The organism is Muricoccus nepalensis, from assembly GCF_006438825.1.
Taxonomy (GTDB): domain Bacteria; phylum Pseudomonadota; class Alphaproteobacteria; order Acetobacterales; family Acetobacteraceae; genus Roseomonas; species Roseomonas nepalensis.
The window spans coordinates 14,736-37,042 of record NZ_RCZP01000013.1; the positions used below are offsets into that span (position 1 = coordinate 14,736).

At 71.8% G+C, this 22,307-nt stretch carries 15 protein-coding genes, 1 tRNA gene and 1 pseudogene; 7 read left to right on the forward strand and 10 right to left on the reverse strand.

Annotated elements, in window-relative coordinates; genetic code table 11:
- Positions 1 to 1,014, forward strand: a complete 1,014-nt coding sequence (locus EAH89_RS14545) for a DUF4340 domain-containing protein (RefSeq protein ID WP_140884369.1) — start codon at positions 1 to 3, stop codon at positions 1,012 to 1,014.
- On the forward strand, positions 1,011 to 1,448 hold the full coding sequence (locus EAH89_RS14550) for an NUDIX hydrolase (RefSeq protein WP_140884371.1): 438 nt from the start codon (positions 1,011 to 1,013) through the stop codon (positions 1,446 to 1,448). Before EAH89_RS14545 ends, EAH89_RS14550 begins: the two co-directional genes overlap by 4 nt.
- 9 nt (positions 1,449 to 1,457) lie before the next feature.
- Here EAH89_RS14550 and msrP read toward each other — a convergent pair whose 3' ends face one another.
- From msrP to EAH89_RS14570, 4 genes are all read right to left on the reverse strand, one after another.
- Entirely contained in the window at positions 1,458 to 2,408 is a 951-nt protein-coding gene (msrP, locus tag EAH89_RS14555) for a protein-methionine-sulfoxide reductase catalytic subunit MsrP (RefSeq protein ID WP_140884374.1), read from the reverse strand.
- A 118-nt stretch (positions 2,409 to 2,526) separates the two neighbouring features.
- Entirely contained in the window at positions 2,527 to 3,513 is a 987-nt protein-coding gene (locus EAH89_RS14560; RefSeq protein ID WP_161993599.1) for a Bug family tripartite tricarboxylate transporter substrate binding protein, read from the reverse strand.
- Positions 3,514 to 3,595: 82 nt separating this feature from the next.
- A complete protein-coding gene (locus tag EAH89_RS14565; protein WP_140884379.1) occupies positions 3,596 to 5,050 on the reverse strand; it encodes a glycosyltransferase family 39 protein in 1,455 nt (484 codons plus the stop codon).
- Positions 5,047 to 6,150, reverse strand: coding sequence for a glycosyltransferase (locus tag EAH89_RS14570; protein ID WP_140884382.1), 1,104 nt, complete (start codon positions 6,148 to 6,150; stop codon positions 5,047 to 5,049). The genes EAH89_RS14565 and EAH89_RS14570 overlap by 4 nt, the downstream gene beginning before the upstream one ends.
- Positions 6,151 to 6,283: 133 nt before the next feature.
- On the opposite strand from EAH89_RS14570, the gene EAH89_RS14575 reads away from it, so the two are divergent.
- Both EAH89_RS14575 and EAH89_RS14580 read left to right on the forward strand, forming a co-directional pair.
- Positions 6,284 to 7,063 (forward strand): TSUP family transporter, encoded by a 780-nt coding sequence (locus tag EAH89_RS14575; protein ID WP_140884385.1) that lies wholly within the window; start codon positions 6,284 to 6,286, stop codon positions 7,061 to 7,063.
- On the forward strand, positions 7,060 to 8,817 hold the full coding sequence (locus EAH89_RS14580; RefSeq protein ID WP_140884388.1) for a chloride channel protein: 1,758 nt from the start codon (positions 7,060 to 7,062) through the stop codon (positions 8,815 to 8,817). The genes EAH89_RS14575 and EAH89_RS14580 overlap by 4 nt, the downstream gene beginning before the upstream one ends.
- Positions 8,818 to 8,866: 49 nt before the next feature.
- On the opposite strand, the gene EAH89_RS14585 is transcribed toward EAH89_RS14580, so the two are convergent.
- Complete coding sequence (locus EAH89_RS14585; protein WP_140884391.1) at positions 8,867 to 10,852, reverse strand: diguanylate cyclase domain-containing protein; 1,986 nt, start codon at positions 10,850 to 10,852, stop codon at positions 8,867 to 8,869.
- 661 nt (positions 10,853 to 11,513) lie between these two features.
- On the opposite strand from EAH89_RS14585, the gene EAH89_RS14590 reads away from it, so the two are divergent.
- Together EAH89_RS14590 and EAH89_RS14595 are read left to right on the forward strand one after the other, a co-directional pair.
- Positions 11,514 to 12,047: a molybdopterin-dependent oxidoreductase gene (locus EAH89_RS14590; RefSeq protein WP_206667559.1), complete on the forward strand. Its 534-nt coding sequence runs from the start codon at positions 11,514 to 11,516 to the stop codon at positions 12,045 to 12,047.
- A 115-nt stretch (positions 12,048 to 12,162) separates the two neighbouring features.
- Positions 12,163 to 14,505, forward strand: coding sequence for a putative bifunctional diguanylate cyclase/phosphodiesterase (locus tag EAH89_RS14595; protein WP_161993600.1), 2,343 nt, complete (start codon positions 12,163 to 12,165; stop codon positions 14,503 to 14,505).
- A gap of 451 nt (positions 14,506 to 14,956) precedes the next feature.
- Here EAH89_RS14595 and EAH89_RS14600 read toward each other — a convergent pair.
- From EAH89_RS14600 to gyrA, 4 genes are all read right to left on the reverse strand, one after another.
- A tRNA-Lys gene (locus tag EAH89_RS14600) sits at positions 14,957 to 15,032 on the reverse strand.
- A gap of 72 nt (positions 15,033 to 15,104) precedes the next feature.
- A complete protein-coding gene (locus EAH89_RS14605) occupies positions 15,105 to 15,623 on the reverse strand; it encodes a peptidylprolyl isomerase (protein WP_456306505.1) in 519 nt (172 codons plus the stop codon).
- Between the two features lie 95 nt (positions 15,624 to 15,718).
- On the reverse strand, positions 15,719 to 16,222 hold the full coding sequence (gene coaD / locus EAH89_RS14610) for a pantetheine-phosphate adenylyltransferase (protein ID WP_140884399.1): 504 nt from the start codon (positions 16,220 to 16,222) through the stop codon (positions 15,719 to 15,721).
- Positions 16,215 to 18,905, reverse strand: a complete 2,691-nt coding sequence (gene gyrA / locus EAH89_RS14615) for a DNA gyrase subunit A (RefSeq protein ID WP_408906296.1) — start codon at positions 18,903 to 18,905, stop codon at positions 16,215 to 16,217. Before gyrA ends, coaD begins: the two co-directional genes overlap by 8 nt.
- A gap of 1,771 nt (positions 18,906 to 20,676) precedes the next feature.
- On the opposite strand from gyrA, the gene EAH89_RS31760 reads away from it, so the two are divergent.
- Positions 20,677 to 22,023, forward strand: coding sequence for a hypothetical protein (locus EAH89_RS31760; RefSeq protein ID WP_162559124.1), 1,347 nt, complete (start codon positions 20,677 to 20,679; stop codon positions 22,021 to 22,023).
- A gap of 33 nt (positions 22,024 to 22,056) precedes the next feature.
- Here EAH89_RS31760 and EAH89_RS14625 read toward each other — a convergent pair.
- Positions 22,057 to 22,182: pseudogene (locus tag EAH89_RS14625) on the reverse strand (transposase); the annotation flags it as partial.
- Positions 22,183 to 22,307 lie beyond the last annotated feature (125 nt).

The window sequence follows — 22,307 nt, forward strand, 5'->3', positions numbered from 1 at the left end:
ATGCCGCTCAACCGACGCCACCTCGCCCTCCTCGGCGGCGCGGCCGGCGCCGCCGTCGCGGCCGCCCTCCTCCTCCCCGGCGACGAGGCCGCGCCCTCGCCGTCGGACGCGCCCCTCGCCTTCCCGGCCCTCGCCGCCCGGCTCCCCGCCGCGCGCCGCCTCGAGGTCCGCCAGGGCGCGGCGTCGCTGACGCTCGAGCGCGGCGCGGGCGAGGCCTGGCTCATCGCCCAGAAGGGCGGCTATCCCGCCCGCGGCGAGCGCGTCCGCGAACTGCTCGTCGCGCTCACGGAGCTTCGCCTCGCTGAGCGCCGCACCGCCGATCCGGAGGCCCTCTCCCGCCTTGGCCTCGACGAGCCCGGCCCGAACTCGACCGCGCTCCTCCTCCGCGTGCTGGACGGCGCGGGCGCGCCGCTCGCGGAGCTGGTCGTCGGCCGCCGCCGCACGCGCACCCAGGCCGCGGCCCCCGGCAGCGCGGCCGAGAGCGCCTATGTCCGCCGCCCCGGCGAGAGCCAGTCCTACCTCGCCGAGGGCCGCCTTCCCGTCGACGCCGATCCCCGGCTCTGGCTCGACCGCGAGGTCGCCAACCTGCCGGAGGAACGCGTCCGCGCGGTGGTCGGGCGGCGCGACGGCCAGGCCGTGGAGCTCCGCCGCGGCGAGGGCCCGGACGGCCGCCTCGCGCTCGTCTCCCCGGCCGGCGCGCCGCCGATCGACGAGGTCTCCCTCGACGAGGTCGGCCGCGCGATGGAGGGCCTGACCCTGCTCGACGTCCGCCCGGAGGCCGAGGCGCCCGGCGAGCCCGCCGGCGAGGGCCGCTTCACCCTGACCGACAACCTCGCGATTACCGCCCGGCTTCGGCAGGCGGACGGCGAGGTCTGGCTGACTCTCGCGGCCGCCGGGGACGACGAGGCGGCGCGGCTGAACGCCCGCTGGCGCGGCTGGGCCTACCAGGTCGGCGCCTGGAAGCTGCCCGCCTTCGCTCCGAGCCTTGAGACCCTCCGGAAGCGCGAGGGTTGAGCGCGCGGGAATACCCCGACCGGCCCTGGGTCGGCATCGGCTGCCTCGCCTTCCGGGGGGAGGAGGTGCTGCTCGTTCGCCGGAGCCGGCCGCCCCGGGCGGGGGAATGGTCGGTGCCCGGCGGCGCCCAGCACCTCGGCGAGACCGCCGAGGCGGCCGCCCGCCGCGAGCTGCGGGAGGAGGCGGGGATCGAGGTCGGCCCGCTCGAGCTCGTCGCCTGCGTGGACGTCCTGCACCGGGACGAGGCCGGCGCGGTCCGCTTCCACTACACCATCGTCGACTACGCCGGTCGCTGGCTCTCGGGCGAGCCGCGCGCCGGCGACGACGCGAGCGAGGCCCGCTTCTTCGCGCCCGCCGAACTGCCCGGCCTCGGCCTCTGGGAGGAGGCCGTCCGGGTCATCGCGAGCGCGAGGCGGCGCCTGGGCGGGGCCTAGACCCGCGCCTCAGTACCAGATGCGCTGGTTCTGCATCCCCGCGTAGAGCGGCGCCACGAACTCGCCGTAGCCGTTGTAGATCCGCGTCGGCACCCGCTCGTTCGAGCCGAGCAGCCGCTCGCTCGCCTGGCTCCAGCGGGGATGGGCCACCTCCGGGTTCACGTTCGCCCAGAAGCCGTACTCGCTGGCCTGCAGCTTCTCCCAGTAGCCTACGGGCTGCTCGGCCTGGAAGGTGACCCGCACGATCGACTTCGGCGCCTTGAACCCGTACTTCCAGGGGAACAGCGCCCGGATCGGCGCGCCGTTCTGCGGCGGCAGCGGCTTGCCGTACATGCCCGTCGCGATGAAGGCGAGCTCGTTGCGCGCCTCGGCGACCGAGCAGCCATCGCTGTAGGGCCAGGGGTACCAGGCCTGGCGCAGGCCCGGCATGGTGTCGCGCTGGGTCGCCGTCTCGAAGACCACGAACTTCGCCTCGGGCCGCGGCGCCGCCAGCCGCACGAGCTCGGACATCGGGAAGCCCGTCCAGGGCACCGTCATCGCCCAGGCCTCGACGCAGCGGTGGCGCAGCACGCGCTCCTCCTGCCGCACCTGCTTCAGCAGGTCCTCGAGGCCGAGCTCCCGCGGCCGCTCCACCAGCCCATCGAACTTCACGGACCAGGGGCTGACCTTCAGCCGCGCGGCGGCGGAGGCCACGCTCTTGGAGGTGCCGAACTCGTAATAGTTGTTGTAGCTCGCCACGTCCGCCTCGGGCGTGATCTCGCGGCCCGGCTGGTAGCGCGGGTTGCGCATCGCCGGTGCCACGGCCTGGGCGAGGGCCGGGGAGGCCAGCCCGGGCAGCGCCAGCGCCGCCGCCCCCGCCGCGATCCCGGCGCCGAGCGCGCCCCGTCGCCCCATCACCACCGCCTCGGGGGTGGCGGCGCTTTCCGGCAGTTCCCAGCCGCGGCGGATGCGGATCAGCATGGTCGTCTCCGTTCGGTTGCCCGGAACACGGGGGGCGATGAACCCAGGTGTCCATGAACTCGGGTCTTGGGGGCGCTGTTCAAGGCCGGTCCGCCCGGCGTGAACGTCGCGAAGCGTTTCAGCCGCCCAGCCGCAGGCCCGCGCGCCGGACGATGTCCCGGAACTTCGCCAGCTCCGCCACCAGGAAGGCGCGCGTCTCCTCGGGCGTGCTCGGGGGCGCGGGGTCCACCCCGGCCGCGGCCAGCTTGTCGCGCACCGCCGGCTCCGCCAGCGCCCCGCCCGCCGCCGCGCTCAGCGCCGCGAGAACCGGCGCGGGCAGGCCGCGCGGGCCGAGCAGCACGTTCCAAGTGGTGACCTCGAAGCCGGGCGCGACGGTCTCGGCGAGGGTGGGGATCTCCGGGAAGAGCGGGTGCCGCTCGCGCGAGGTCACCGCCAGCCCGCGCGAGAGCCGGTCCCGCAGGTGCGGCGCGGTGGAGGCGAGCACCTCGAAGGAATAGGCCACCTCCCCCTTCGCCAGCGCCTCCATGACCGCCGAGCCGCCGCGATAGGGCACGTGCTCCGCCTCCAGCCCGCCGACCGAGATCTTCAGGTACTCCCCCGTCAGGTGCCCCACCCCGCCGACGCCCGAGGTCGCCCAGGAGAGCGCCCCCGGCCGCGCCCGGATCCCCGCCACAAGCTCGGCCACCGTGCGGAAGGGCGAGGCCTGCGGCACCACCACGACCAGCGGCCCGCCGCCGAGCATCGCGATCGGCGTGAAGTCGGCCACGGGGTCGTAGGGCGTCTGCGAGGGCAGCGCGGCGGGATTGGTGCCGTGGGAGGAGGCGGAGCCGAGGAGGATCGTCGCCCCGTCCGCCGGCCGCTGGCGCACCCACTCGCTGCCGATGGCGCCCCCGGCCCCGGCCCGGTTCTCCACGATCACCCGCCCGGCCGGGCCAAGGCGCGGCCCCATCCGGTCCGCGACCACCCGCCCCGCAATGTCCGTGGAGCCGCCGGCGAGGAAGGGCACGACGAGGGTGACCGGACGGTCCGGCGCCCATCCCCCCTGCGCCGCGGCCGGCAGCGCGGGCGCGAGAAGACCGGCGGCGAGCAGCGCGCGGCGTTGCATGGGCATCCTCCTCCGCGGCGACTCCGTCCGGCGCCGCTTTCCCCGACCTTGCCAGGGCGCGGCACGGCGTGGAACCGCCGCCTCAGCGCGGCCGGGGCAGCAGCGCCGCCGGCTGACCCGGGGGCGGCGTCTCGACCCGGAGGAGGCGGTAGCGCTCGGCCTCGATCCCGTCCCGCGCGCGGACGACCTCGCCCCCCGGCGCCGCCCCGGACCAGAGGGAGGGCCCCTCCCCACGTCGAAGGCTCCGCAGCAGGATCCCGGCCTCGCCCGCCGGCGGGGCGGGGAGGCCGAACAGCGCCCAGCGGTCCCCGATCGCGACCACCGGCACCCCCGGCGGCAGGTGCAGGGCCAGCTGCGCCGCCAGCCCGTACTCCTCGGCCGCCAGGAAGGCGGCGCCCGCGGCCCGCCGCGCCGCCTCGGCCTCCCGCGCGAGGCCCGGCCAGCCGCCGAGCCGCGCGAGGGTCGGGTCGGTCCCGCGGCGGAGCGGCAGCGGGGCGGCGGCGGCCTGCACCAGCGCCAGCACCGTCAGCCCGAGCCCGAGCCAGGCCCCGATCCGCTGCCAGCGCCGCGCCGTGAAGGCGGCGGCCGCGACGGAGGCCGCGGGGTAGAGGATGGCCGGCCAGTTGCCCTGCACCCGGCTGCCCGTCGCCTGCCAGAGGAACAGGGCGGCGGCCGGCAGCGTCAGCGCCGCGAGCAGCCCCGCCCCGCCCGCCCCGCGCCGCGCCCAAGCGACGGCCGCGGCCCCCACGCCGACTGCGCAGAGAGCGAGGAGCACGGGCGAGGCCAGGCCGAGCTGCCCCGCCAGCAGCTCGCCCAGGAAGCGCCACGCGAAGTCCTCGCCCGCCCCGGCCCGCCCGCCCTGCTTGGCGAAGGAGGCCCAGCCATGCGCCGCGTTCCAGGCGACCACCGGCAGGAAGAGCGCGCCGGCCAGCAGCCCGCCCGCGTAGAGCCGCCAATCCCGCCACCAGCGCCGGGCGGAGGGCTCGGCCACCAGCCAGAGGAGGAGCCCCGCGCCGAGCAGGGCCGCCGTGTACTTCGAGGCCAGCGCGGCCCCCGCGAAGCCGCCCACCGCCAGCCACCACCGCCCGTCACCCGAGGCGTGCAGCCGGGCCGCGGCCCAGAGGGCGAGGCACCAGAAGACGAAGACCGGCGTGTCCGGCGTCATCAGCACGGCGCCCGCGTTCGTCACGGGCATGGCGTTCATCAGCGCCGCCGCCCAGGTGCCCGGCCGCCGGTCCGGAAACAGCGCGTTCCCCGCCCCCGCGACGGCGAGCGAGGCGAGGGCGAGGGCGGGCGGCCCCAGCAGCCGGATGCCGAGCGGCCCGTCCCCCGCCAGCGCCGTGCCCGCCGCGATCCAGAGCGCGACCATCGGCGGGTGGTCGAGGTAGCCGGGCTGGAGGTCCCGGCCCCAGACCCAGTAATAGGCCTCGTCCGGCGACAGCGGCAGCAGCGCCGCCGCCCCGAGCCGCGCGGCCGTCAGCGCCAGCAGCGCGATCCACCAGCCGGCGGGCGTCGCGGCCGGCTCCCGCCCGCTCACCGGCCGCGCCAGACGAGGGTGGAGGAGACCGCGTAGTTCCACACGCCCGTCAGCAGCGCGCCGGCCGCGCCCGCCAGCCCCCAGCCCGCGATCCCTTGCCGGACCAGCAGCCCCGCGATGCCCACGTTGGCCGCCGCCCCGATCGAGCAGACCGCGTAGAACAGCAGCAGCCCGCGCGCGAGGCGCGGCCCGCGCAGCCGCATGGCGCGGTAGGTGATGCGGTTGTTGAGGAGGAAGTTCGCCGTCATCGCGACGAGGGTCGCGGTCCACTGCGCCGCCTCGAACTGCACGCCGGGAAGGCGGGAGGCGAGGCCGAGCACGGCCAGGTGCACCCCCACGCCGATCGCGCCCACCGCGGCGAAGGAGACGAAGCGCCAGGGCAGCCAGCCGCCCAGCGCCTTGTCCATCAGGAGGCCGAGGAACTCGAGCAGCACCGCGGCGTCGAGCTTCGACTCGCCAGCCTGGCGCGGGCGGAAGCGGTAGGGGATCTCGGCCACCCGTATCGGCCGCCGCGCCGAGAGAAGGAGGTCGAGCAGGATCTTGAAGCCGCGGGCCGAGAGGCGCGGCGCCAGCGCCTCGAAGAGGGCGCGGGGCAGGAGGAAGTAGCCGCTCATGGGGTCGCCGATGGGCGTGGGCAGCAGCCGGGCGGCGAGCCAGGTGCCGGCGTCGCTCACCCGGGCGCGGGCGGCCGAGAAGCCGGAGCCCGCCTCGCCCCCCTCGGCGTGTCGGCTGCCGACCGCGACCTCGGCGCCGCCCCGCACGGCCTCCAGCATGGCCGGGAGAATCGTCTCGTCGTGCTGCAGGTCCCCGTCGATCACCGCGACATAGGCGGCGGAGGAGGAGAGCACGCCCTCGGTCACCGCCGAGGCCAGGCCCCGCCGCCCGATCCGGCGCAGCCCGCGCACGCGGGGGTCGCGCGCGGCGATGGCGCGGACCTCGCCGATGGTCCCGTCCGGGCTGTCGTCGTCGACGAAGACCACCTCCCAGGCGATCCCGCGCAGCGCCGCCTCCAGCCGCGCCACCATGGGCGCGACGTTCGCCGCCTCGTTGTAGCAGGGCACGACGACGGTCAGTTCGGCAGGGGAGCGATGGTCGGGCACCCCGGCGCCTTAGCCCGCGCCGCCCGCCGCCGGAAGGGGGCGGGCCCTTCCCCGGAGGGATGGATCGGCGTAGCGGAACATCTCCCCGCAAGGCCGGAGCCGGCCGGCGGGACGCGCGAGGGTTCGAGAGAGGATGCCAGAGGGCCTGATCCCGGCGGACATGCCGACGCTCGCCGCCCTCGGCCCGGTGGCGCTGGTCATCGCCCTCTCGGCGCTGTTCCGCGGCTTCACCGGATTCGGCTTCGCAATCATCGCGGTGCCCCTGCTGAGCTTCGCCCTGCCGCCGCTGCTCGCGGTCGCCCTCGCCGCCTGCCTGCAGTTCCTGGGCGGGCTGATGGACTTCCGCGGCGCCGCCCGCGCCTGCCACTGGCCCTCGCTGCGCTGGCTCGCGGCCGGCGCGGTGCTCGCCTCGCCGCCGGGCACCCTCCTCCTCGCGGGCCTGCCGGCGGACCTCGCACGGCTTCTGATCGCGGCCGCCTGCGCGGTCGCGGTGCTGGCGCTGGTGGCCACCCCCGGCCTTCGCCGCCTGCCCGGGCCCGGCGCGACGCTCGCGGCCGGCGCCCTGGCCGGCCTCTTCAACGGCATGGCGGCCATGCCGGGGCCGCCGGCGCTCGCCTATTACCTCTCCCTTCCCCTGACCCCGGCCCAGGTCCGCTCCTCCTTGATGGTCTTCTTCCTTCTCTCGGCCGGCCTCTCCTGCGCGAGCCTCGTCGCGATCGGGGCCATCGGGCGGCGGGAGATGCTGCTGGCCCTGGCGGGGATGCCGATCATGCTCGCGGGATCGCGCTTCGGCGCCGCGTTGTTCCGGCGGGCGGGCGGGGCGCACCGCAACGTCTCCCTCGCGGCCCTGGCCCTCGTCGCGGCGCTGACGGCGGCCCGGGGGATCGCCGGCCTGCTCGGGTCCGCCCCGTGAGGATCCGGCGCCAGCACGTCACGCAAGGGCTGGGCAGCCTGCGCGCCTGGATCCGCGGCACCGAGCCCGGGCTGGTCGTGCTGGCCGTCGTCGTGGGGGCCGCGAGCGGCGCCCTCGCCTCGGGGATGAGCGCGATCGCGCAGGGGATGCACGTCGCGCTCTTCGGCCCGGAGGTCACGCACGGGCTGAGCGCGATCCGGGACGTCGATCCCGTGCTCGTCCTGCTCCTGCCCGCCGCCGGCGGCCTCCTGCTCGGCCTCATCAACCTCGGCCTCGCCCGCTGGCACCCCCGCGTGCCCGTGGACCCCATCGAGGCCAACGCCCTGCACGGCGGGCGGATGGCCCTGCAGGACGGCGCGGTCGTCGCCGGGCAGAACCTTGTCTCGAACGGGTTCGGGGCCTCGGTGGGGCTGGAGGCCGGCTACACCCAGGTGGCCGGCGCCGTCGCCTCCCGCGCCGGGATGCTCTTCGGCCTCCGGCGCGGCGACCTGCGGGTGCTGGTGGGCTGCGGCGCCGCCGGGGCCATCGCCGCCGCCTTCGACGCGCCGCTGACCGGCGCCTTCTACGCCTTCGAGCTCGTGATCGGCACCTACACCATCGCGAGCCTCGCGCCCGTCGTGACGAGCGCGGTGGTGGCCACCCTCGTCGCGCGGCTCGCGCACGGGCAGACCTACGCGGTGCAGCCCGGCGGCGTCGCCTCCCCGGACTGGGACGGCTACGCCATGGCCCTCGTGCTCGGGCTCGCCGCGGCGCTGGCGGCCATCGCGCTCATGCGCGGCGTCGGCCTGATCGAGGCCCTGCTGAAGCGGGGCGTCCGCCGGGCCTGGCTGCGCCCGGCGGTGGGCGGGCTCGTCGTGGGCGGCCTCGCGCTGCTCGCGCCCGGCGTGCTCTCCGCGGGGCACGGGGCGCTGCACCTCGCCTTCAACACGGAGGGATCGGCGCGGGCGGCGCTGATCCTCCTCCTCCTCAAGGCCCTCGCCTCGGCCATCTCGCTCGGCGCCGGCTTCCGCGGCGGCCTGTTCTTCGCCTCCCTCCTCCTCGGCGCCCTGCTCGGCAAGGTCATGGCGGCGGGGATCGGCCTGCTCGGCCTCGGGCTCGTGGACTCGCTCTTCCTGGCGGTGGTGGGGATGAGCGCCTTCGGGACCGCCGTGATCGGCGCCCCGCTCGCCATGACCTTCATGGCGCTCGAGACCACCGGGAACTTCCAGGTGGCCGGCGCGGTGCTGGCCGCGGTGGCGGTCACCGGCATCACCGTGCGGCGCCTCTTCGGCTACTCCTTCGCCACCTGGCGCTTCCACCTGCGCGGCGAGGGCATCCGCTCCGCCCACGACATCGGCTGGCTGCGGGAGCTGACCGTCGGACGGATGATGCGGCGGGACCTCCGCACCGTGCGAGCCGACACCCGCCCCGCCGCCTTCCGCCGCGACTTCCCGCTGGGCGCCGCCGACCGCGTGGTCGTCCTCGACGACGCCGGCCGCTACGCGGGCATGGTGATCGTCGCCGAGGTCCACGCCGCGCCCGCGGAGACCGAGACGATCGGCGCCCTGCTGCACCAGAAGGAGGTCGCGCTGCTCGCCTCCATGAACGCGAAGGAGGCGATGGCCGCCTTCGACGCCGCGGAGACCGAGGCCCTGGCGGTCATCGACGGCCTGGAGAGCCGAAAGGTGCTTGGCATGCTCACGGCCAGCCACGTCCTCCGCCGCTACGGCGAGGAGCTCGGCAAGCGGCGCCAGGAGGAGGTCGGGCTCGCCTGAGCGCAAGGGCCCGCCCGCCAGAGCGGGGGTTGGGGGCGCGGGCCGGGGCTCACTCGCCGGCCGGCACGGCCTGCCGGATGGCGACGGGCCGCGGGGCCCTGGCCGCCGGATCCCTGGCCGCGGGCGGCGCGTCGCCGAGCACCGTCCCAACCACCCGGTTCCTTCCGGCGAGCTTAGCCTCGTAGAGGCACCCGTCCGCCGCCCCGGCCAGGTCCGCCACCGCCGGCGGCAGGGCGGCGCTCGGCCAGGTCGTGGCGGCGCCGACGCTGACGGTGACCACGCCGCCGAGGCCGCCCTCCGGGTGCGGGATGCGCAGGCCCTCCACCGCCGCCCGCACCCGTTCGGCGACGGCGGCCGCGCCGGCCGCGTCCGCATCGGGGAGGAGGAGCACGAACTCCTCCCCGCCGTAGCGCGCGGCGAGGTCGCCCCTGCGGCAGGCGCTGCCGCCGAGGGCCTCCGCGATCGCCCGCAGGCACTCGTCCCCCTTCAGGTGTCCCTGGCTGTCGTTGAGGGCCTTGAAGCGGTCCACGTCGATCATGAGGAGCGAGACGGGGTACCCCGTGCGCGCGGCGTGGTGCCATTCGTGGAGGAGCGCCTCGTCGAAGGCGCGTCGGTTGGCGATTCCGGTCAGGCCGTCCATCGAGGCTAGCCGCGTGAGCCTCTCCTCCACCGCCTTGCGCTCGGTCGTGTCGCGCGTGATCGCCACCAGCCCGTCGCGCGCGCCCGAGACCGGGTCGAAGACGACCTTGACCGTGGACTCCAGCCAGACCCAGCGGTCGTCGCTTCGCAGCACCCGGTAGGCGATGGTCGCCTCGTCCACCTCGCCCCGCCTCAGCGGAACCACGGCCGCGCTCAGGATCTCGAGGTCGGCCGGGTGGACGATCTCCTGCGGGCGCTTGCCGACGAGTTCCTCCGGCCGCCGGCCGAGCAGCCGGACCGAGGCGGGCGAGACGTAGCGCCGCACCCCGTCCGAGCCGATGCGCGTGACCATGTCGTAGCTGTTCTCGGCAAGAAGGCGGAACTTCGCCTCGCTCTCGGAGAGCGCCGCCTCGACTCGCTCGCGCCGCCGCAGCTCGCGCACGAGGAGCCAGGTCGCGAACGAGAGCGCCACGAGCACGGCGCCCAGGGCCGCCGCCGGCAGCCACGCCCGCTGGTGCCAGCCGCGCGCGAGATCCGACGTCCCGCGGGCCACGTTGACGATGAGCGGCAGGCCGCTCACCTGCGAGAAGATGTAGAGGCGCTCGGCCCCGTCGAGAGCGGACTGCGCCGAGAATTCCCCGCTCTCGGTCTCGAGGAACCGCTGGAAGGCCCGTCCGCCGGCGACGTTGCGGCCGATGTCACGGGGATCGAAGGGCATGCGCAGCATCGTGGCGCCATCCCGGCGATGGAGCGTGCTGGACCCGTTCGCGCCGAGCTGGATGCCCGCGAAGGCCTCCAGGAGCACGGCAAGGTCGATCCCGCCCAGCACCACCCCCTGGAACCGCCCGTCCGCGGCGCGGATGGCCCGGCTCATCGGTAGGATCCAGCCGCCACGCAGCTGTGCGGGCGTCGGAACGCCGACGAACAGCCCGTCGACCAGCCCGTCCCCGTGCACCCGGAAGGCCTCCCAGTCCGAGAAGTTGGCGATGCGCGGCGGCTCCGACCGGGAGTCGAGCGCGATGTTGCCGGCTTCGTCGAGGATGAGGATCGCGCCCGGCCCGGCCGACGTCGCCGCCCGCTCGAACACCGCGGCCTGGCGGATCTCGAGCGGCACCTCGGCAAGGCCGGGGAGGCTGGCGTTCTCGGCGGCGGCACGGAGCGAGAGGTCGAAGCTGTGCAGCGTGCGTCCGACCTCGCGGCTGAGAAGCCCGACCAGGTTGCGGCCCTCCACCCGAGCCTCCTCCCAGGCGTCGTGGCGGATCTGCGCGATGCTGAAGAAGGCCAGTGCACCGACGCAGCAGGTGACGCCCAGCGCCGCCAGGACGACGTGCCAGGGCGACAGCCGCGCGGCCACCCGGGCAAGGTTCCGTGTCTCGGCGGTCGGGGGCGTCGGCATGCGCGCCAGTTTTCGCGAGCCGGGTTAGGAAATCGTTGCCTGACGGCCTGGCCAGGCGCGCGAAGAATTCGCCTGGACGGGATGCCGGAAGGGCTCGCCGCGGCCTGCTGCGCCCGATGAGGCTCGAATCCAAGACCTCACGTTGAAAAGGGTCGAAACGCTGCTTCCGCCTTTCTCCGCACCGTCCGCAGCGTTGCGCTACCAGGTGCCGCAGCTCGGACGGGCCCGGACCACCGCAGGGGTGGCCCGGCCGGAAATCTGGATCGACCGACACTGCGGCGGGAGCGCCCGATGCAGCGTTTCAGATGGGCCAAGCAGGCCCAGCGGTTCGTCTGCGCGCAACGTATGATCCGCGGCCCCACCCGTCCTCTCGGCACCGGATGTCATCCGGGGAGTACCGGCGCGTCCGAACCAAGGATTTGCAAATCGAGGAGCAGTAACCTGCATCCGAACGGGATCATCATCGGCCGCACGCTCAGTCACGCGGCCGAATTCACGTTCTCATCAAACAACTCGCCAACACCAACACGCCGAAACCAGCGCTCAACAGCAAGGATTAAAACTGGATGAACGCGGGAGGCTGCTCGGCAAACATAAAAACGTTGACGGCGTTACCCTGCAGACTTCAAATCTTAGGCGCAACAAACATGGAGACGCACCCGTGCAGAGCGCCGCGCCCCGCCGCCACGTCCTGCGGCTTGTCGCCACCGCCCTTGCCGCCGTCGCCGCCCTCCCGGCCACCGCCCACGCCGACGAGACGCTGCAGGCGCCGTCTGGCCGGGTCGTCCTGACGCTCTCCGGGCGCGTCGCGCGCACCAACGGCGAGGGAGCCGCGCGCCTCGACATGGCGATGATCGAGGCGATGGAGCGTGCGACCGTCGCGACGCGGACGCCCTGGTACGACGGCGAGCAGGTCTTCGAGGGCGTTCCCCTGCGCGCGCTGCTACGGGAGGTCGGGGCCTCGGGCCAGAAGCTCGTCGTGCGGGCGCTGAACAACTACATGACCGAGATCCCGCTCGCCGACGCCGAGGCCCGCGGCGCCATCCTGGCCTACCGCCGCAACGGCGAGCCCATGCCCGTGCGCGACAAGGGGCCGCTCTTCGTCATCTATCCCTACAGCAGCGACCGCGCGCTCCAGAACGAGGTCTATTACGGCCGCTCGGCCTGGCAGGTCAGCCGGATCGCCGTCGAGTAGCCCGCCGCCGGGGCCCCCGGTCAGCGGGCCACCGAGACCGGCCGCAAGAGGTGGCTGGGTGAGGCGCCGCGAGGCGCACGGCAAAGCCGCCACCCGCGACCAAGGTCCGCCCTCCATGCCGCGCCGCGCGCCCCGCCGCGCCGCCCGACCCGCGAGGGGCCGGGCCGCCCCCTGGATCGCCGGGGTCATCTTCGCGCTCTTCCTTCTCGCCGCCGGTGGGGCGACGGACATCATGCTCCGGCGCAACGACGCCATTGAGCAGCTCGCCACCTACAACGTCTCCTTCATCGCCACCCAGGCGTCGGCGGAGATGGAGCGCCTGCACGTGCGGGTGCTCGGCCTCATGGCCGGGGCGGAGGGTGTCGGCGAGGACGACGTGCGGCTGCACTTCGACATTGTGGTCAACCGTATCAACATCATCGGCCAGGGCGATTCACGCCGGATCCTCTTCGCGCAGCCGGGCGCCCAGCGCCTGCTCCACCGCCTGAACGCCTTTGCCGGGGAGGGCGAGGCGCTCGTCGCCGACCTCGGCGATCCCGCCAAGCTGGACCGTCTCGCCCGGCTCATCGCGAGCTTCGAGGAGGACCTCGCGGAACTCGTCTCCATCGGCAAGATGAAGGGGGGCGAGCGCATTGCCGAGACGCAGGACCAGCTGCGGCGCCTCCAGACCGGGGCGCTCGCGCTCTTTGGCTTCCTCGCCGGCTGCGGCGCCGCCCTGACCGCCTTGCTCTGGTGGGCGCAGCGGAGCAACGCCCTCCTGGCCGAGCGGGAGCGCGACCTCGACGTGCAGAACGGCCGCTTCGACGCGGCCCTCAACAACATGGGCCAGGCGCTCTGCATGGTGGACGACGCGGGCCGCCTCATCGTCTGCAACCAGCGCTTCCGGGACATGTTCGGCCTCGGCGGCGATCTTGCCCCGGCGGGGACGCCCATGGCCGCCCTCCTGCGCACCGCGAGGCGGGGTGGGCGGTTCCCGCCGGGCCTGATAGCCCGCATCCGGGAAGGGCAGAACGAGATCCTCTCCCGCGCCGCGCGGGGGAGCTTCGTCGTCGAGGAGCCCGGCGCCGTGGCTCTCTCCGTCACCCACGAGAGCCTGCCCGAGGGCGGCTGGCTGGCGACCTACGAGGACATCACGGAGAGCCGGCGCGCCGAGGCCCGCTTCGCGCACCTCGCCATGCACGACAGCCTCACCGGCCTGCCGAACCGCCTCTCGCTGCGCGAGCGCCTCGACCGGGCTCTGGCGGCCCAGCGGCGCCGCGGCGACCCCTTCGCCGTGTTCTGCCTTGACCTCGACCACTTCAAGGACGTCAACGACACCCTCGGCCACCCCGTGGGCGACGCGCTGCTCCGGGAGGTCTCCTCGAGGATCCTGTCCTGCCTGCGCGAGGGCGACCTCGTGGCGCGTCTCGGCGGCGACGAGTTCGCCATCCTCCAGTTCGGGGTCGGCGACCGGGACGAGGCGGTGTCGCTCGCGTCCCGGGTCATCGAGGCGGTCTGCGCGCCCTACCTCCTCGAGGGCCACCGGGTCATCATCGGCACGAGTGCCGGGATCGCCGTCGCGCCGGACGACGGCCTTGACGCGGACAGCCTGATGAAGAGCGCCGACCTCGCCCTCTACAAGGCGAAGGGGGAGGGGCGAGGCACCTTTCGCTTCTTCGAGGCCGCGCTCGGCAACCAGGTCCGGATGCAGCGCGCCATCGAGCTCGACCTGCGGGAGGCGATCGGCAAGGGAGAGCTGGAGGTCTACTACCAGCCCCAGCTGGAGCTCGCCACGAACGCGATCCGCGGCTGCGAGGCCCTGCTGCGGTGGCGCCACCCGCGCCTTGGCTTCGTCTCGCCCGCCCAGTTCATCCCGGTGGCCGAAAAGATCGGCCTCATTGCCCGGCTTGGCGAGTGGGTGCTCCGCGAGGCATGCCGGGCGGCGGCCGACTGGCCCGTGAGCGTCCGGGTGGCGGTCAACCTCTCGCCCGCGCAGTTCCGGACGAGCGACGTCGTGCAGGTCGTGGGCGACGTGCTCGCCGCCACCGGGCTACCGGCCCGCCGCCTCGAACTCGAGATCACCGAGTCCGTGCTTCTCCAGGACAGCCCGCAGGTGATCGCGGCCCTTCACGCGCTGCGTGGAATGGGGGTCGGGATCTCCCTCGACGATTTCGGGACGGGCTACTCCTCGCCGAGCTACCTCCTGCGGTTTCCGTTCGACAAGGTGAAGATCGACAAGTGCTTCGTCAGCGCGGACGGCATGGACGCGCGCGCCATCTCCGTGGTGCGCTCCATCTCGCGGCTGGCGGCCGAGCTCGGCATCACCACCACCGCCGAGGGCGTCGAGACGGCGGAGCAGATGGAGCGGATGCGCGACGCCCACTGCACGGACATCCAGGGCTTCCTCATCAGCCCACCCCGGCCGCTCCGCGAACTCCGCCGCTTCCTCGGGATGGACCTCGAGGCCGAGGCGGCCTGATCGCGGGCGCGTGGGCGCCCTCCCTCCCCCTCCGGAGCCGGCCTCCCCGGGAGCAGGGAACCTTACCGCACAACAGCTCCCGTCAGCGTTGCGACGTCGCTCTTCGCCGCACCCGGCCGCTCCAGCTTGCGCGTCACCTCCTACAAGGCACGCCAAGAGATCTTCTGGTTAAGATCGCCCCGTCGGCGAGCCCGATGACATTCCGCCCACCTCTCGCCTATCCTTCCGTACCGCCAAGCGGTTCAAGGCCTGCACCTCAGGAGAAGATGAAGGCGAACGGCCAAGGGGCGCTGAACCATGCTCCAAGGGAGAAGGCTCAAGCGCCCGTCTACGCCTTGAATCTCAGCAATCCGGATCCGTTTGTCCGGGCAATGCCCGGGCAGGCGGACGCGAGACAAATGCAAATGAAGGCAGACAGCACAACAGCGCGCTAATTCGCCCGTGAAAAGCTTGGTGCGCCCGCTGGGGCTCGAACCCAGGACCCCAAGATTAAAAGTCTCGTGCTCTACCGACTGAGCTACAGGCGCGCGCCGCTCCTATGGGAAGCGCCCGCCCCCCCTGTCAAGCCGAGCCCGGCGCAAGGCCGGGCCCGGGAGGGGTCAGGCCGCGCCCGCGGGGCGCATCTTCACAATACGGTCCGGATTCTGGACCTGCCCGCTGCTGCCGGCGCCGCGCTTGATCTTGTCCACCAGCTCCATGCCCGAGGTCACGCGTCCCCAGATGGTGTACTGGCCGTCCAGGCTCGGATAAGGGCCGAACATGATGAAGAACTGGCTGTTGGCGCTGTTCGGGTCGCCCGCGCGCGCCATGCCGCAGGTGCCGCGCAGGAAGCGCGCCTTGGCGGGCGGCGAGAACTCGGCGGGCACGTTCGGAAGCGGGCTGCCGCCGGTGCCGGTGCCCGTGGGGTCGCCGCCCTGGGCCATGAAGCCCTCGATGACGCGGTGGAAGGGCGTGTTGTCGTAGAAGCCCTGGGCGGAGAGCGTCTTGATGCGCTCCACGTGCTTCGGCGCGAGGTCGGGCCGCAACTCGATGGTCACCCGCCCGTCCTTGAGGTCGAGGTAGAGGGTGTTCTCGGCATTGGCCTGGGCCTCGGCCTCGTTGGTGGTGGCGTCGCTCATCATGGCTCCCGTAGCGGTGGCGATCGAGGTGGCGAGAAGGGTCCGGCGCTGCATGGCGTCTGATTCCCGGGTTGGTGGGCCTGGTGCGCCGCCGCTCAGGCGTGGCGGACGCGGGCGAGCGTGCGCTCGTGCGTCAATTGGGGCACGAAGCTCGAAATGTCTCCCCCCAGTCGCGCGATCTCCTTCACGAAGCGGGACGAGATGAACTGGTTCGTTTCGCTGGCCATGAGGAAGACCGTCTCCACCTCCTGGTCCAGGCGCCGGTTCATGCCGGCCATCTGCACCTCGTAGTCGAAATCGGACACCGCCCGGAGGCCGCGCACGATCATGCCCGCGCCGTGCTCGCGCGCGAGCGTCACCAGCAGCCCCTCGAAGGGAACCACCTCGATCGTGGCCCCCGTCGCCGCCGCGATGCTGCCGGTTTCGGCCCGTACGAGCTCGACCCGCTCCTCGATCGGGAAGATCGGCCCCTTGCCGGCGTTCATCGCGACGCCGATCACCAGCCGGTCGAGCAGGCGCGCGGCGCGGTGGATGACGTCGATATGGCCGTTCGTGACGGGATCGAAGGTGCCGGGATAGACCCCGATCCGCTCAGGCATCGGCCGCCCCGCCCTCGCTCACCACCACCCCGTCGTCCACCACCGGGAAGCAGGAGGTGACCGCCTCGCCCTTGTCGAGGCGGAACAGCGTGACGCCCGCGGCCTGCCGCCCCATGACGCGGACCTGGTCCGCCGGCAGGCGGATGAGCCGGCCGTTGTCGGTCACCAGCATCACGTCGTCGCCGGGCCGGACGGGGAAGGTCGCGACCACCGCGTGCCCCTTGCCACGGCCGAGCGGGATGCTCGCGATGCCCTGCCCGCCGCGGCCCGTGCGGCGGTACTCGTAGGCGGAGGAGCGCTTTCCGAAGCCGGTGTCCGTGACCGCGAGGAGGATCTCCTCCGCCCGCTCCAGCTCCTCGGCCCGCTCGGCGCTCAGCGCCACCTCCTCGGCCGATTCTTCGCCCTCCTCGGCGGCGGGCGCGGCCTCCTCGGCGGGGGCCTCGCCGGCCTCCCCCTGGGCGCGCCGCTTGGCGGCCGCCAGCTTCAGGTAGGCCGCGCGCTCGCCCGGCGTCGCCGGGACGTTGCGCAGCACCGAGAGCTCGATCACCGCGTCGCCCTTGCCGACGAGCCGGATGCCGCGCACGCCCGTCGAGTCCCGGCCCGCGAAGACGCGCAGCACGCCCTCCTCCGCCGTGAAGCGGATGGCGCGGCCGAGGCGGGTCGCCAGCAGGATGTCGTCGCCCTCCCGGCAGGTCTGCACGCCCACCAGGCTGTCGCCCTCGTCGAGCTTCATCGCGATCAGCCCGGCGGCGCGAACGTTCCGGAAGTCCGACAGCCGGTTGCGCCGCACGTTGCCGCACTCCGTCGCAAACACGAGGTGCAGGTTCTCCCACAGCCCCTCGTCCTGCGGCAGCGGCAGCACGGCGGTGACCGTCTCGCCTTCCTGGAGCTGCAGAAGCTGGCGGAGCGAGCGCCCGCGCGCGGTCGGCCCCGCCTCAGGCAGCCGCCAGATCTTCTCGCGGAAGGCGATGCCGCGGCTGGTGAAGAAGAGGACGTGCTGGTGCGTGTGCGCGTTGAAGCTGCGGATGACGACGTCGTCCTCGCGCGTGCCCGCCGCGCTGCGCCCGCGGCCGCCGCGGTTCTGCGCGCGAAAGGTCTCGAGCGGCGTGCGCTTGACGTAGCCGTCCCGCGTGATCGTCACCACCATCAGCCCGGGCTCGATCAGGCTCTCGTCGTCCTGGTCGGAGATGCCGTCGAGGATGGAGGTCATGCGCGGGACCGCGATCTGCGCGCGCACCTCCGCGAGCTCCTGCGCCATCAACTCGAGGCGCCGCGGGCGGGAGGAGAGGATCTCCAGCAGCTCGCGGATGGTGGCCGCTATCTCGTCCAGCTCCTGCAGGATCTTCTCCCGCTCGAGCCCGGTCAGGCGGCGCAGCGTCAGCTCGAGGATGCCGCGCGCCTGCGCCTCGGTCAGGCGCACCGTGTCCTCGGTCACGATGTTGCCGGCGTCGTCCACCAGGGCCAGCAGCGCGCCGACGTCGCCGGCCGGCCAGTCCGTGGACATCAGCGCCTCGCGCGCGGCGGCCGCGTCCGGGCTCGCGCGGATGACGCGGATCACCTCGTCGATGTTGGCCACCGCGATCGCGAGGCCGACCAGGATATGCCCGCGGTCCCGCGCCTTGGTCAGGCGGAAGCGGCTGCGGCGGGTGATCACCTCCTCGCGGAAGCGGATGAAGACCTGCAGCGCGTCCCGCAGACCCATCTGCCGAGGCGTGCCGTCGTCGAGCGCGAGGAAGTTCACGGGGAAGGAGGTCTGCAGGTTCGTGAAGCGGTAGAGCTGATTCAGCACCACCTCCGCCGTCGCGTCCTTCTTCACCTCGATGACGATCCGCATGCCGTCGCGGTCGCTCTCGTCGCGAAGGTCGGAGATGCCCTCCACCTGCTTCGCGCGGGCAAGCTCCGCGATCCGCTCGATCAGCGTCGCCTTGTTCACCTGGTAGGGGACCTCCGAGACGACGATCGCCTGCCGCCCGCCGCGCATGTCCTCGATCTCCGCCCGCGCGCGCACCGGCACGGAGCCGCGCCCGGTCTCGAAGGCCGCCCGGATGCCGGAGCGCCCGAGGATCAGCCCGCCCGTCGGGAAGTCCGGCCCGGGCATGATCTCCATCAGCCGCTCGAGCGTGATCGCCGGGTCCGCGATCATCGCCAGCGTCGCGTCGATCACCTCGCCCGGGTTGTGCGGCGGGATGTTGGTCGCCATGCCGACGGCGATGCCGTTGGACCCGTTCACGAGAAGGTTCGGGTAGGCCGCCGGCAGGACGCGCGGCTCCTCCGCGCTCTCGTCGTAGTTCGGCTGGAAGTCGACCGTGTCCTCGTCGATCCCGGCCAGGAGCGCGGTCGAGGACTTGGCCAGCCGCGCCTCGGTGTAGCGCATGGCGGCCGCGGGATCGCCGTCCATGCTGCCGAAGTTGCCCTGGCCGTCGATCAGCGGCACGCGCATGGAGAAGGGCTGCGCCATCCGCACCATGGCGTCGTAGATCGCGCTGTCGCCGTGCGGGTGGTACTTGCCCATGACGTCGCCGACCACGCGGGCCGACTTCTTGTAGGGCTTGTCGGCCGTGAAACCGTTCTCGTTCATCGCGAAGAGGATGCGGCGGTGGACGGGCTTGAGCCCGTCCCGCGCGTCCGGTAGCGCGCGCGAGACGATCACGCTCATCGCGTAGTCGAGGTAGGAGCGGCGCATCTCCGCCTCGATCGTCACCGGCCGGGTCTCGTCCGGCGCCCGCTCGTCGGAGGGGCCGCCGCTCTCGGTATCGCTCACTTATCGGGTTCCAGATGGCTCAGCCAAAGAGGGTCGGGAAGGATCGCGCCGGCTCAGAATGGTAGAGGGCGGGAGTCCCTGTAAACTGTATGCCTGGGTGACCCCCAAACTCCAGCAAACTGGCCCCTTCCACGCCGTCCCCTGCCCTGCCGAGGAGGCCCCTTCGCCCACGCCGTCAAACACAGCACCTCAAGCACCGATTCCTCTACTCAGGTCTGACAAGAATTCGGCGCCTTTTCCAAGGGTACTCTCACAGAGCGAGGGACCACATCGGCAGTGTTGACGCCCCAAGGGGGGGGCCGGGTTCGCTTCGTTATATAGGGAGTCCAGCGGGATAAATCTACCCGGTAGCCGCGTCCTGAACCGGCCCAAAGGGGGCCGGGAGCACCCTCCTGCAAGGAAGGACAAGGGGCCCAGAAGCAGGGTACCTCTACGCGGCGTCAGATTGCGGGGAACTGGAGACATCTGTCTTGAGACTGCACGCGGCCTGAGGTACCTCCAGTTCGGCGACACGTCAGTCGTGTTACCTGCGTCTTCTTGCCGTGGATGCCGTTTTTGCAAGCGGACCAGTCGGCTATTTACAGATTGTTTTTATCAAGAACCGCTAAGCACCTTTACAGATGTAAAGCGCGTGGTATTTTATTCGGTCACCCACCTACTCGGCAGTACTGCATGTCTCTCGCATTCAAGGAAAATATCCCAGCAAATCGAGGCATCACCGAAGATCAACGATTATGTTATCAGCATCTTTTCCGTCTTATGTCCGCGGATTGCCCGGGATATGCGGAGATGGTTATCGACAATGTAGAGAATGAAGATGGTGGTTCAGCACATGCCTATTTAACTTGGTGGAGGTACTGGACCTACGTATCTGAACCTCTATACACAACTCTGCCTGCGAGGCTATTTGCCGAGGTTATACCGCCCCGCATGGGTGCTAGCCTACTCCTTCCATCAAGGACTCCGCGGGTAGGAAGTTCACCCGTCGAAGGCAGGTCGGGTTCTACACGGACCGGTATTAGTCCTCCTTCGCTATACGATCGCTACCTGCAATCTGATCTTTGGAAAAAAATACGCTCGCGAGTGCTGCATCGAGATCGGTATAGGTGTCGCTGCTGCAATGCGCGTGGACGCGAAGTGCATCACCGTTCGTATGACCTCGATGTTATGGCCGGTCTACACGACACAGATTTGATCACCCTTTGCAGTAATTGCCACCAGCACGTCGAAGGCGTGGATACAGGGATTCCCTCTAACGAGAACCCGATAACTCCGAAGCGAACGGCGAAGCGAGTGAAACGGTCCCTAGACCAGAAGGAGGTGCGCTTGCTTAATCTCTGTGAGAGACATGGGAGAACGTTGTCGCCACTGCGCTAACGGCCTTACTCGGTGCCGCACAGCGCGCGGCGCGCCGCCCAGGTCATGCGCCTGCGCTCCTGGGAGGCGGCGCGTTGGGACCGGCATGTGGGCCAGGCCCTGCACTTCGCTCTCGAGGTGTCCCGTCAGCCCGCCGCCCCGTCCCCCTACCCGTTCGGTACCGGCCACTCTTCGCCTGCCGAAGCCACTCCTGCCCGCGATCTCCATGCGATCGGTTCATCCTGGCTACGCCCGGGTTCGGGGCTAGAGATCAACGGGCACTTGCCACCGACCTCTGGCGTGACATCCTTCCCCTCTCTTTGGCATGGGGGATGGGATGTCTGGTCGGTCTGGTGTCTTCCTGGCTGCCGCCATAGGGCTGGCAATCGCGGGCACTCCCGCACAGGCCTGGACTCCTGGAGAACTGCTCTATCCCGGCGAGGGCATCGATAAGAACATCGACCGCATGGAGGCGGCGCTCCGGACCCTGATCGATCAGTTCGGCAAGACCGTGGACGAGGCCACCCTGCGAGCACTGCAGCGCGGCATGATGGCGGTCCAGTCCACCCGGAGCGCACTGAGCGACGTCCTGACACAGGCCGCCAACAGCGTGAGCAATGAGCGACGTGCCCTGATGGTGCAGTTGGAGGCTCAGATCCTCGAGGTCGAGAAGACCGTGAAGGACGTGAGCAACCAACTTGGGGAAAGCGAGCAGCGCGTTACCCACACTTTGCAGGAGATCACACGCTCCTCGCAGGCGCCCTGGGTTCTTGAGTACGAGCCAAGGCTGTACCGCTCCGATCTCTCCTCGCCTGTTCGCGTCACCGTTCGCGGCCAGAACCTGGCGGATCCCCGGAACCGTGTGATCGTCGGCACCCATCAGATCGCGCCCTCCATCAGTCTCGCCAATACGGCTACCTTCTCGGTGCCACGCGACATGCTCCGCCCAGATGTCGATGGTTTCGCCCCGATCGTGCTGCGCACCCATGCCACAAGCCGCTCCTTCTGGTCGTGGCTTCCCTGGGCCTCCACACCCGCGCCTCTGGAGGTCAGCCTGGCACTGCGATCCATGGGGTCGGTGGTTGGTCACTACGAGTTGGAGTTCCGTTCCACGACAGTGGCGAGCTATGTCGTGCATGATCAGTCCTACTCAGTGGCAAGTCCGGCCAGCGGTGCCGAGCGCTGCATCGATAGCCTTCCCGGCGAGGAGTTCGACACTGGCTTTGTCCAGATCACCATCACCAAGAATCTGAGGACCACTCCCGCCCCCCCGCTATCACTCGCTATGGTGTGGCCTCCGGCTCCCCAGCCGCCCGTAACCGGGCCTGGCCCGGCCACCGCGGTCGCCATGGGGTTTGCTTCACCCGAGAAGATCTGCTTCGTCATGCACACCCCACCCCCCGCTGGGGGTTCGAGCCAGATCGACTTTACCGTCAAATACCGCGTCAAGATCCATGCGGCAGAGGGTCCGCTGCAGCGCCGAAGCGGCGCCCTTCCCTGGGATAAGGACACCTCCGAGGTGCTGCCCCCCGGAGTGGAAGGCTTCCTCGCCCGGGTCAGGTTCTCCGGCTCCGAACGCAACATCGAGCGCGTCTTCGAGAAGTCGAGAACGTATGGCCCCCTGAACCTGACCTACGAGCCGGGAAGCCGTGCGGTGGTGTTCCGCCCTCTTCCCGTCGATTAGTTCCCTCCTGCCCTCCTGCCCTCCTGCCCTCCTGCCCTCCTCGCCGATGCGGCCGCGCCAGCGGCTGAGCGAGGAGGGATGGATGGGAGCACGATGCTGGAAGACGGTCTCACCGGTGAAGTGCTGGAAGTACGGGTTCTCCACCCAGCGGGAGAGCACCAGAGCGCCCAAACCACCAACTCTCCCAAGCAAATCATTGCCCGGGAGGTTGTTCAGACCCGACTACCTATCTTCGGCAATCGGCGGAGTTCGGTCCCCGCGTCATCTGCAGTCCATGATGATGG